The organism is Pseudomonas sp. KnCO4 (assembly GCF_045344305.1).
In the GTDB taxonomy this organism is placed as follows: domain Bacteria; phylum Pseudomonadota; class Gammaproteobacteria; order Pseudomonadales; family Pseudomonadaceae; genus Aquipseudomonas; species Aquipseudomonas anuradhapurensis.
The window spans coordinates 492,490-502,500 of record NZ_CP174199.1; the positions used below are offsets into that span (position 1 = coordinate 492,490).

The 10,011-nt window shown below is 64.0% G+C and carries 11 protein-coding genes (1 of these 11 only partly in view); 3 read left to right on the forward strand and 8 right to left on the reverse strand.

The genetic code is table 11. The annotated features are described in order from the left end of the window. Nucleotides 1-40: 40 nt before the first annotated feature. The 6 genes from ACJA3S_RS02185 to hemJ form a co-directional block, all read right to left on the reverse strand. Nucleotides 41-1,081: a DUF2157 domain-containing protein gene (locus tag ACJA3S_RS02185; protein WP_406820719.1), complete on the reverse strand. Its 1,041-nt coding sequence runs from the start codon at nucleotides 1,079-1,081 to the stop codon at nucleotides 41-43. A gap of 10 nt (nucleotides 1,082-1,091) precedes the next feature. Beyond that, the gene (gene coq7, locus ACJA3S_RS02190; protein WP_406820720.1) at nucleotides 1,092-1,739 is read right to left on the reverse strand and encodes a 2-polyprenyl-3-methyl-6-methoxy-1,4-benzoquinone monooxygenase; all 648 of its coding nucleotides are present in this window, start codon (nucleotides 1,737-1,739) and stop codon (nucleotides 1,092-1,094) included. A gap of 65 nt (nucleotides 1,740-1,804) precedes the next feature. Next, the gene (locus tag ACJA3S_RS02195) at nucleotides 1,805-2,143 is read right to left on the reverse strand and encodes a histidine triad nucleotide-binding protein (RefSeq protein ID WP_225780157.1); all 339 of its coding nucleotides are present in this window, start codon (nucleotides 2,141-2,143) and stop codon (nucleotides 1,805-1,807) included. Nucleotides 2,144-2,206: 63 nt separating this feature from the next. After that, nucleotides 2,207-2,989, reverse strand: coding sequence for an SDR family oxidoreductase (locus ACJA3S_RS02200; protein WP_170027976.1), 783 nt, complete (start codon nucleotides 2,987-2,989; stop codon nucleotides 2,207-2,209). A 66-nt stretch (nucleotides 2,990-3,055) separates the two neighbouring features. Next, nucleotides 3,056-4,012 carry an NAD(P)H-dependent flavin oxidoreductase gene (locus ACJA3S_RS02205; protein ID WP_406820721.1) on the reverse strand — a complete coding sequence of 319 codons (957 nt, stop codon included), beginning with the start codon at nucleotides 4,010-4,012 and terminating at the stop codon, nucleotides 3,056-3,058. A gap of 28 nt (nucleotides 4,013-4,040) precedes the next feature. Continuing rightward, nucleotides 4,041-4,466 carry a protoporphyrinogen oxidase HemJ gene (hemJ, locus tag ACJA3S_RS02210; protein ID WP_186690116.1) on the reverse strand — a complete coding sequence of 142 codons (426 nt, stop codon included), beginning with the start codon at nucleotides 4,464-4,466 and terminating at the stop codon, nucleotides 4,041-4,043. A 141-nt stretch (nucleotides 4,467-4,607) separates the two neighbouring features. Here hemJ and argC point away from each other — a divergent pair, with 141 nt between their 5' ends. Continuing rightward, the gene (gene argC, locus ACJA3S_RS02215; protein WP_025337480.1) at nucleotides 4,608-5,642 is read left to right on the forward strand and encodes an N-acetyl-gamma-glutamyl-phosphate reductase; all 1,035 of its coding nucleotides are present in this window, start codon (nucleotides 4,608-4,610) and stop codon (nucleotides 5,640-5,642) included. Nucleotides 5,643-5,787: 145 nt separating this feature from the next. Beyond that, nucleotides 5,788-6,138 (forward strand): iron-sulfur cluster insertion protein ErpA, encoded by a 351-nt coding sequence (erpA, locus tag ACJA3S_RS02220; RefSeq protein ID WP_406820722.1) that lies wholly within the window; start codon nucleotides 5,788-5,790, stop codon nucleotides 6,136-6,138. 59 nt (nucleotides 6,139-6,197) lie between these two features. Here the strand turns inward: erpA and ACJA3S_RS02225 are convergent, their stop codons facing one another. Together ACJA3S_RS02225 and ACJA3S_RS02230 are read right to left on the reverse strand one after the other, a co-directional pair. Next, nucleotides 6,198-7,289: an anhydro-N-acetylmuramic acid kinase gene (locus ACJA3S_RS02225; RefSeq protein ID WP_406820723.1), complete on the reverse strand. Its 1,092-nt coding sequence runs from the start codon at nucleotides 7,287-7,289 to the stop codon at nucleotides 6,198-6,200. A gap of 3 nt (nucleotides 7,290-7,292) precedes the next feature. Beyond that, nucleotides 7,293-8,717, reverse strand: a complete 1,425-nt coding sequence (locus tag ACJA3S_RS02230; RefSeq protein ID WP_186690112.1) for a peptidoglycan DD-metalloendopeptidase family protein — start codon at nucleotides 8,715-8,717, stop codon at nucleotides 7,293-7,295. 213 nt (nucleotides 8,718-8,930) lie between these two features. Here ACJA3S_RS02230 and tyrS point away from each other — a divergent pair, with 213 nt between their 5' ends. Beyond that, nucleotides 8,931-10,011: the 5' portion of a tyrosine--tRNA ligase gene (gene tyrS, locus ACJA3S_RS02235; protein ID WP_170027982.1), read on the forward strand. The gene runs 119 nt beyond the window's last position; 1,081 of the gene's 1,200 nt are visible here — the first part of the coding sequence; the start codon lies at nucleotides 8,931-8,933; its stop codon lies off the right edge, out of view.

Genomic DNA, 10,011 nt, shown 5'->3' on the forward strand with positions numbered 1-10,011 from the left:
TGGCTTGCCGGCGATGGGGCGCCAAGCGGCGCCAACACTATCAGCTGCGAAGCGCAGGCAATGCAGCCCGCACCCATTCAGGCAGCCAACCCCGCATCACCTGGCTCAGTTGCTCCCGCCGTTTCTGGTAAGCCAGGCCCAGCCCGATCACCCCGAGCCCGATCAAGGTGACCACCACCGGGAACAGGAGTGACTCGGCAAACACCTCATACGACAGGTAGCCGAGGTAAGCCGCTACCCCTAATGCGCCAAATACCATGAACACCGGCCGGCGCAGCAGTACCGCCATGCCCATGAGCGCGATATTGACCAGGCAGTACATGGCCTTGCCCAGCTCGCTGCCGCTGTCCATCAGCGTCATCCCGCCCCAGAACGCCGCCAGCCCGGCCAGATAGCCCCAATGCGCGTAGTCCTCGCGTGTGCGACCGTCGACCACGATGAATACAGCCAGCAAGCCCAGCCCGAACCACAACGACACTTCGCGGCGTTGCTCCCAGCTGAACGGCGAGCCGAAGAACCATTCGCTCAGGTCCATCGACATGAACCACAGGGCCACGGCAACCGGCATGACGATGAACGGGTAGGGGATCAGCCTCAGCATCAGCAGCCCGGCGACTACCGTTGCCGCTTCCATTGCCAGCCAGCCGCCCTGCACATAGGTGTAGTACTGGTGATAGTCGGCCTGCACATCATCCAGTGGCCACCAGCCGGCCAGGCGTTCGACGGCGAAGACCGCCAGCGGCACGATGCTGACCGCGACCGCCGCCAGCACCCCGGCAGCGACCGCTTGGGCGCGATGTTGCAGGTTAACGGCGAACAACGTGAGCAACAGGATATAAAGGCTGGCGATGGCCAGCAGTGCCCAGTCGCCAATGCTCATCCAGGCTTCGGTGAGCAGCCAGCCCATGGCCGCCATGATCAGCATGGCGCCGAAGTAGAAGGCGACGTGAGCCAGCTGGAAACTGCCGCGTGGTGCCGACTGCTGGCGCAGGAAGGCCACGAGGGCCTGGTCCTGGCCAGGCTGGAGAATGCCGGCGTGCACGGCGCGCGCCAGGTCCTTGGCGTCGAAACGATCCGTCATGGTAATGCCTTCAGATACGGTAGGTGCTCTTGGTCATGACCTTGGCCAACAGGCTCATGCCAAAGCGGACCGGGGCGGGGAAGCGATAGCCACCGGCGGCCAGTGCGGAGTCGGCGTGCTGTTCCTCATCGATACGCATCTGTTCGAGGATGGCCCGGGACTTTTCGTCTTCCTGCGGGAGCTGTTCCAGGTGTTCGTCGAGGTGCTTGCACACCTGGTGCTCGGTGGCAGCGACGAAGCCCAGGCTGACCTTGTCGCTGACCAGCCCGGCGAGTGCGCCGATACCGAACGACATGCCGTAGAACAGTGGGTTGAGCACGCTGGGGTGGCTGTTCAGCTGGCGGATACGCTGTTCGCACCAGGCCAGGTGGTCCACTTCTTCCTCGGCGGCGTGCTCCATGGCCTTGCGCACTTCGGGCAGCTTGGCGGTCAGGGCTTGGCCCTGATACAGCGCCTGGGCACAGACTTCACCGGTGTGGTTGATGCGCATCAGCCCGGCAACGTGGCGGGCCTGCTGCTCGTCCAGGTCGATGTCCGGCTGCACGATAGCCGGCGAGGGGCGGGCGGGTTGGCCGCTGAAGGGCAGCAAGGTGCGCATGGCGGTATCGGCCTGCAGCAACAAGCGGTCGAGCGGCGAGTAGTGACGTTCGGTAGCCATCGGGCACCTCCGCAAGAATGTGCCCGACAGTTTACCGCAATAGTGGCAGGGTGGCTTGCCGTGGATCAGCCCGGTGGCCAGTGCATCTGGCGCTGGCCAAGCACGTGCATGTGGATGTGGTAGACGGTCTGGCCGCCTTGCTCGTTGCAGTTCATGACCACGCGGAAGCCGTCCTCGCAGCCAAGCTCCCTGGCCAGGCGCTGGGCGGTGAACAGGATGTGGCCGGCCAGGCCCTTGTCCTCTTCGGTCAGGTCATTGAGGGTGCGGATGTGCTTTTTCGGGATGACCAGAAAATGCACGGGCGCCTGAGGGGCGATATCGTGGAACGCCAGAACCTGGTCGTCCTCGTAGATGATCTTCGCCGGGATTTCCCGGTTGATGATCTTGATGAATAAATCGTCCACAGCACTTGCTCCATGGTGAGGGTCGGGCCGAGTGTACTCAGCCGGGCGCCACTCGCCCAGTGGCTATTCCATGCCGAGCGGGCAGTAGCGGCGATGGATCACCCCGGCCAGCTTGCGCACCAGCCAGCGGGGCAGCAGGCGCGGGGCGAACGCCAGCCAGCGGTTGCGTCGGCCGGGCATGATCAACGCGCGGTTCTTATCGAGCGCGCGCACGGTGTACAGCGCCACTTCCTCCGGGCTGAGGCAGCGTGGCTTGCCATCGAGCCGTGGGATGCGCCGACGCGCAGAGCGCACCGGGCCCGGGCACAGCACCGACACCTTGATACCGGTACGCTTGAGTTCTTCGCGCAGGGCCTGCGAGAAGCTCAATACATAGGCCTTGCTGGCGGCATAGGCGGCCATCCACGGGCCCGGCGCCACGCCGGCCAGGCCGGCGACGTTGAGGATCTGCCCGCCGCCCTGTACCGCCATCAGGTTGCCGATGGCGTGGCACAGGCGGCTCAGCGCCAACACGTTGACTTCCAGCAGGTCCTGCTCGTCGGCCCATTCATGAGCCAGGAATGGGCCGTAGGTTCGCAGGCCGGCACAATTGACCAGCAGGTCGATACGTCGCTCGCCTTCTTCCAGTTCCAGCACAAAGCCCGACAGGCGCAGAGGCTGGCTGAGGTCGCAGGCGCGGAACAGCACTTCCACGCCAAAGCGCTGGGTAAGCTCGATGGCCACTGGTTCCAGCGTTTCACGCTGGCGTGCCACCAGGATCAGGTTGCGCCCGCGCCGTGCCAGCGCTTCCGCCAGGGCCAGGCCCAGGCCGCTGGAAGCACCAGTGATCATGGCGTAACGGGTCATGCAAGGCTCCTGGGGGCTGAAGAGGCGCCTAGTGTACAGCTTGGCCGGGCCAGGTGTTGCCTTTTGCTACGAGCCGCGATGGCCCAGGGCCTGACAGCGCTGCACGGCATCCCGGTATTCGTTGTAGAGCCGTTCGACCAGTGCACCGGCATCCGGCAGGTCGTCGATACCGCCGACACCCTGGCCCGCCGACCACACGGTCTTCCAGGCCTTGGCTTCGTCGTGTAGCGGCTTGAGCTTGCCGTGTTCGTGGCCGCGCTTGAGTGCGTCCAGGTCGTAGCCAGCCTGCTCCAGGCTCGCGCGCAGAAAGCTGGCAGGCACGCCGGACACTGCCGGAGTGTGGATGATGTCGGCGGCATGGGCATCGAGCAGCATCTGCTTGTAGGCATCCTGGGCCTGGCTTTCGGCCGTGGCGATGAAGCGGGTGCCCATGTAGGCCAGGTCAGCGCCGAGCATCTGTGCCGCCAGGATCTCGTGGCCATGGTTGAGGCAGCCGGCCAGCAGCAAGGTCTTGTCGAAGAACTGGCGAATTTCCGCGACCAGGGCGAACGGGCTCCAGGTGCCGGCATGGCCGCCTGCGCCTGCGGCCACCGCGATCAGCCCATCGACTCCGGCCTCGGCGGCCTTTTCGGCATGGCGGCGGGTGGTGACATCGTGGAATACCAGGCCGCCGTAGCCGTGCACGGCATCGACCACTTCCTTCACCGCGCCCAGGCTGGTAATGACGATCGGCACGCGGTGTTTCACGCACAACGCCAGGTCGGCCTGCAAGCGCGGGTTGGTCGAATGAACGATCAGGTTCACGGCATACGGGGCTGGCGCCGGCAGTTGCCCCAGGCCGTTCTCGATCTCCTCCAGCCAGGCCTTGAAACCGGCGCTGTCGCGCTGGTTCAGGGCCGGGAAGCTGCCGACTATGCCAGCGGCGCAGCACGCCAGCACCAGCCTGGGGTTGGAGATGAGGAACATCGGTGCGGCAACCACTGGCAGGCGCAGGCGTTGTTCGAGCGAGGCGGGTAGCGCCATGGCGAAGCTCCTTGAGCGGCGGGCGGTGTCAGAACGGCTTGACCACCACCAGGATCACGATGCCCAGCAGGAACAGCACGGGCACTTCGTTGAACCAGCGATAGTAGACGTGGCTGCGGGTATTGCTGCCGCTGGCGAAGCGTTTGCGCTGGGCGCCGCACATGTGATGGTAGACGGTCAGCAGGATGACCAGGGTCAGCTTGGCATGCAGCCAGCCCTGGCTGAGCCAGCCCGGGGTGAGGTACAGCATCCATCCGCCGAACACGTAGGTGGCGATCATCGCCGGGTTCATGATGCCGCGGAACAGCTTGCGTTCCATGGTCACGAAGCGCTCCTGGCTGATGCTGTCCTGGCTCTGGGCATGGTAGACGAACAGCCGCGGCAGGTAGAACAGGCCGGCGAACCAGCAGACCACGCTGACGATGTGCAGCGCTTTGATCCATAGGTAAAGCATGGGGGAGTTCCTTCAGGTATTCACGGTCGTCAGATAGTAGTGGTCAAGCGCCCGAAGGGTCATCCGAAGAGTTGTTACAGGCGCCTTGCGCCCCTATTATCGTGCGCTTTCCAGACGGCTCGTTGATAAGGGGCAAGCGTTATGATCAAGGTCGGTATCGTCGGCGGCACGGGTTACACCGGCGTCGAACTGTTGCGTCTGCTGGCACAGCATCCACAGGCCGAAGTGGCGGTCATCACTTCGCGCTCCGAGGCGGGCGTGGCGGTGGCGGACATGTACCCGAACCTGCGCGGCCATTATGACGGGCTGGCGTTCAGCGTGCCGGACAGCAAGACCCTGGCGGCCTGTGACGTGGTGTTCTTCGCCACACCGCACGGCGTCGCCCATGCCCTGGCCGGTGAACTGCTGGCGGCCGGTACCAAGGTGATCGACCTGTCGGCCGACTTCCGTTTGCAGGACGCCGCCGAGTGGGGCAAGTGGTACGGCCAGCCGCACGGCGCACCGGAGCTGCTCAAGGACGCGGTTTACGGCCTGCCTGAAGTCAACCGTGAGAAGATCCGCCAGGCGCGCCTGATCGCCGTGCCGGGTTGCTACCCGACTGCCACCCAGCTGGGCTTCCTGCCACTGCTGGAGGCCGGCCTGGCCGACCCGTCGCGCCTGATCGCCGACTGCAAGTCCGGGGTCAGCGGTGCTGGCCGTGGTGCGGCGGTGGGCTCGCTGTTCTGCGAAGCCGGCGAGAGCATGAAGGCCTATGCGGTCAAGGGCCATCGCCACCTCCCGGAAATCAGCCAAGGCCTGCGCCTGGCGGCTGGCAAAGACATCGGCCTGACCTTCGTGCCGCACCTGACGCCGATGATCCGTGGCATCCACGCTACCCTGTACGCAACCGTTGCCGACACTTCGGTCGACTTGCAGGCGCTGTTCGAGAAACGCTATGCCGACGAGCCGTTCGTCGACGTGATGCCGGCTGGCAGCCACCCGGAAACCCGCAGTGTGCGCGGCGCCAACGTCTGCCGCATTGCCGTTCATCGTCCACAGGGCGGCGACCTGGTGGTGGTGCTTTCGGTGATCGACAACCTGGTCAAGGGCGCATCCGGCCAGGCGGTGCAGAACCTCAACATCCTGTTTGGCCTGGACGAGCGCATGGGCCTGTCCCATGCTGGCCTGTTGCCGTAAGCCGCCATCGGTGGAAAGGCCCGCGTCGTGCGGGCCTTTTTGTTTGTCGCGACTAAAGCCGCACAATTCTTGACCGATTTTCTCGGGAAAGCGGATAATGCGCGTCATCGAGTTTTATGGCGGCTACCGCGCCGGGAGAATCAACATGAGCGTCGAAACCTTCACCCCCACGGCTTTGGAATTCACCCACGGCGCTGCGCAGAAGGTGAAGAACCTGGTGTCCGAAGAAGGCAACGATCGTCTGAAGCTGCGCGTGTTCGTCACCGGTGGCGGTTGCTCGGGCTTCCAGTATGGCTTCACCTTCGATGAAGACGTGGCCGAAGATGACACCATCGTCGAGCGCGAAGGGGTGTCCCTGGTGGTCGACCCGATGAGCTTCCAGTACCTGGTCGGCGCCGAAGTGGACTATCAGGAAGGCCTGGAAGGCTCGCGCTTCGTGATCAAGAACCCGAATGCCACCACCACCTGTGGTTGCGGCTCGTCCTTCTCGATCTGAGCCCTGCTCATACGAAAACGCCGCGCAATTGCGCGGCGTTTTACGTTGTGGCGTAGTGTTCAGGCCGGGTAGATCGCACCCAGTACACGCAGGCCCTTGGCCGCTGTCACGCTAGGGCGATTGGCGGCGATACCTTCCAGGCAGCAATGGGCCAGCCAGGCGAACGCCATGGCCTCGACCCAGTCTGGGTCAACACCATGGATGCCGGTACTGGCGACCCGGGCTGCGGGTAGCAGTTGGCCGAGGCGCGTCATCAGGGCGCCGTTGCGCGCGCCGCCACCGCACACCAGCAGCGCTTCGGTGCCTTGCTGGGCATTGCTCAGCGAGTCGATGATGCTGCGTGCGGTCAGCTCCAGCAGCGTCGCCTGCACATCCTCGTCGCGATAAGCGGGGAGGCGAGCGAGGTGGCCATCCAGCCAGGCCAGGTTGAACACTTCGCGGCCTGTACTCTTCGGGCCGCTGCCTGCGAAGAACGGGTCGGCCAGCAGGGTGTCGAGCAAGTCCGCCTGTACCCTGCCGGTAGCTGCCCAGGCACCATCGGCATCATAGGCCTGGCCGCGCTTGCGCTCGATCCAGGCATCCAGCAATACGTTACCTGGGCCACAATCGAAGCCATGCACCGGCTTGTCATGTTCGATCAGGCTGAGGTTGCTGAAACCGCCGACGTTGAGCACGGCCAGGCGCTGCCCGAGATGGCTGAACAGGGTCTCGTGGAAGGCCGGGACCAGCGGTGCACCTTGGCCACCGGCTGCCACATCGCGGCGGCGGAAATCAGCGACCACACTGATGCCGGTAAGCTCGGCCAGCAGCGCCGGGTTGCCGATCTGTACGGTAAAGCCGCGCGCGGGCTCGTGGCGGATGGTCTGGCCATGGCTGCCAATGGCGCGGATGGCGTCGGCCTGCAGCCCCTGGTTGGCCAGCAGCTGGCGGATGCCTTCGCCGGCAAGCGTGGCCCAGCGGTTTTCCGCCAGGGCGGCGCGCGCGATCTCGTCCGCGCCGCTGCTGCACAAGGCAAGCAGCTCCTGGCGCAGGTCGCCGGGCATGGGCAGGTAGTGGGTGGCGAGCAGCTCAGGCTGCTCGCCTTGTGCGATCAGGGCAATGTCCAGGCCATCGAGGCTGGTACCGGACATCACCCCCAGGTAGAGCGCCATGGCTCAGCGCTTGTTCGCGGCGAGCAGGGTGGCCTTTTCCTGATCCATGCGGGCAATCAGGGGCTGGCTCTGCTGCAGGAAGCGCTGGCGCTCGTTGCGGGCGATCGGGTCGGCCATTGGCACTTTCTGGCTCAGCGGGTCGACGTGCACACCGTTGACCTGGAACTCGTAGTGCAGGTGCGGGCCGGTGGACAGGCCGGTGGTACCGATATAGCCGATGATCTGGCCTTGCTTGACCATGCTGCCGGTCTTGATGCCCTTGGCGAAGCCCTGCATGTGGCCATACAGCGTCTTGTAGCGGTTGCCGTGCTGGATGATCACGGTGTTGCCGTAACCGCCACGGCGCCCGGCCAGCTCGATGCGGCCATCACCGGCTGCCTTGATCGGGGTACCGCGAGGGGCGGCGTAGTCGACACCCTTGTGCGCGCGGATCTTGTTCAGGATCGGGTGCTTGCGGCCTGCGGAGAAACGCGAGCTGATGCGGGCGAAGTCCACCGGGGTACGGATGAACGCCTTGCGCAGGCTGTTGCCGTCGGCGGTGTAGTAGCTGGTGTTGCCCTGCTTGTTGGTGTAGCGCACGGCGGTGTAGGTCTTGCCGCGGTTGGTGAACCGCGCAGAGAGGATATTGCCGGTGCCGACGACTTTGCCGTCCATCACCTTCTGCTCGTAGACCACGTCGAATTCGTCGCCCGGGCGAATGTCCTGGGCGAAATCGATGTCATAGCCGAGCACCCGAGCCATGTCCATGGTCATGCTGTGGGACAGGCCGGCGCGCTGTGCCGAAGCCGACAGTGAGCTTTTGATCACGCCATGGGCATAGGCGGTCCGCACGACCGGCTTGCTGATCTCGCGATTGAAGGTATAGCCCTTGTCGGTCTTGGTCAGGCGAATGGTTTCAAGATTGCTGACCTTGCTGTGCAGGCTGGCCAGCTGGCCGTCCTTGTCGAGTTCGAACTGCAGCACCTGGCCGTGCTTGAGCTGGCTGAACTGCTTGGCCTGCTTGTTGCTGGCCAACAGGTCGTGCACTGCATTGCTCGGCAGGCCGACCTTGGCGAACAGGGTGGACAGCGTGTCGCCGCGGGCCACAGTGACTTCGCGGTGGCCGGGCTCCTTGGCAGTTTCGGCGACCGGTTCTGCGGCAGGGGCGTCTTCCTGCTTGGCGTTCTGGGTTTCGGGGGCGGCGTCCTCGATCTGGGCGAATGGCGAGCCTTGCTCACCTTCTGCCTGTACCAGGGGCGCAGCGCGGGATTCGTCCTTCAACTGCTCGGCAGGGCTCTCCAGCTCGAGGTTGAGGGTGGTTTTCTTGGCTTCCACTTCGCTGGAGGGAAACACCAGCAGGGCCAGGCTGAGCAGGGCGGCGATGCCGCTGGCGGCCAACAGATGGCTTTTCGGATAAAGCGGGGGCGCTTTAGGCGGTTCGTTGGTCATGGGCACGGTGACTTTGAAAAAGGTGAAATGGAAAAGATGAATGACATGATGAAGATGAAATAACTGTATAAAATATAACCAAAACCATTTTCACGCAAGGGCGCGTAGACGCCGCAAGCCTGTGCCCGGGTCACATTCCTTTGCGAAACTTGTAATTGACGGCCGATCTTGTATGGTTGGCTCCCCCTGAATCTGAGCCTTGCGGGTTTGTCTATGAAGTCGGTTGAAGAGCAGCTGGCGCTTATCAAGCGCGGTGCGGAAGAAGTACTGGTCGAGTCGGAACTGGTGGAGAAGCTCAAGCGCGGCCAGCCTCTGCGCATCAAGGCCGGCTTCGACCCGACCGCGCCGGACCTGCACCTTGGGCACACGGTGCTGATCAACAAGCTGCGTCAGTTCCAGGACCTCGGGCACCAGGTCATCTTCCTGATCGGTGACTTCACCGGCATGATCGGCGACCCGAGCGGCAAGAGTGCCACCCGCCCGCCGCTGACGCGCGAGCAGGTGCTGGAGAACGCCGAGACCTACAAGCAGCAGGTGTTCAAGATCCTCGACCCGGCCAAGACCGAGGTCGCGTTCAACTCCACCTGGATGGACAAGCTGACCCCGGCTGACTTCATTCGCCTGGCTTCGCAGTACACCGTGGCGCGCATGCTCGAGCGTGACGACTTCCACAAGCGCTACACCACCAGCCAGCCGATCGCCATCCACGAGTTCCTGTACCCGCTGGTGCAAGGCTACGACTCGGTGGCGCTGAAGGCCGATGTCGAGCTGGGTGGTACCGACCAGAAATTCAACCTGCTGATGGGGCGCGAGTTGCAGCGTGCCTATGGCCAGGAAGCGCAGAACATCGTGACCATGCCGTTGCTCGAAGGGCTCGACGGTGTGAAGAAGATGTCCAAGTCGCTGGGCAACTACGTAGGTATCCAGGAAGCACCGGGGGTGATGTACAGCAAGCTGGTATCGATCCCGGATACCTTGATGTGGCGTTACTTCGAGCTGCTGAGCTTCCGCTCGATGGAGGAGATCGAGCAGTTCCGTGCCGACGTCGCCAATGGTGCCAACCCGCGCGACATCAAGATCAAGCTGGCGGAAGAGATCGTGGCGCGCTTCCATGGCGAAGAGGCTGCGGCCAATGCCCACCGTGCAGCAGGTAACCGCATGAAGGATGGCGAGTTGCCAGAAGACCTGCCGGAGGTCGAAGTAGCTGCGGCGGAAAGCCTGCCGATTGCTGCGGTGCTGAACCGGGCTGGCCTGGTGAAGAACTCGGCGCAGGCTCGGGACCTGCTGAGTGGGG

Coding starts and splice junctions, on each gene's coding strand:
- ACJA3S_RS02185 (WP_406820719.1), bottom strand. CDS start 1,081: ATGACGGATCGTTTCGACGCCAAGGACCTGGCGCGCGCCGTGCACGCC.
- coq7 (WP_406820720.1), bottom strand. CDS start 1,739: ATGGCTACCGAACGTCACTACTCGCCGCTCGACCGCTTGTTGCTGCAG.
- ACJA3S_RS02200 (WP_170027976.1), bottom strand. CDS start 2,989: ATGACCCGTTACGCCATGATCACTGGTGCTTCCAGCGGCCTGGGCCTG.
- ACJA3S_RS02205 (WP_406820721.1), bottom strand. CDS start 4,012: ATGGCGCTACCCGCCTCGCTCGAACAACGCCTGCGCCTGCCAGTGGTT.
- hemJ (WP_186690116.1), bottom strand. CDS start 4,466: ATGCTTTACCTATGGATCAAAGCGCTGCACATCGTCAGCGTGGTCTGC.
- argC (WP_025337480.1), top strand. CDS start 4,608: ATGATCAAGGTCGGTATCGTCGGCGGCACGGGTTACACCGGCGTCGAA.
- erpA (WP_406820722.1), top strand. CDS start 5,788: ATGAGCGTCGAAACCTTCACCCCCACGGCTTTGGAATTCACCCACGGC.
- ACJA3S_RS02225 (WP_406820723.1), bottom strand. CDS start 7,289: ATGGCGCTCTACCTGGGGGTGATGTCCGGTACCAGCCTCGATGGCCTG.
- ACJA3S_RS02230 (WP_186690112.1), bottom strand. CDS start 8,717: ATGACCAACGAACCGCCTAAAGCGCCCCCGCTTTATCCGAAAAGCCAT.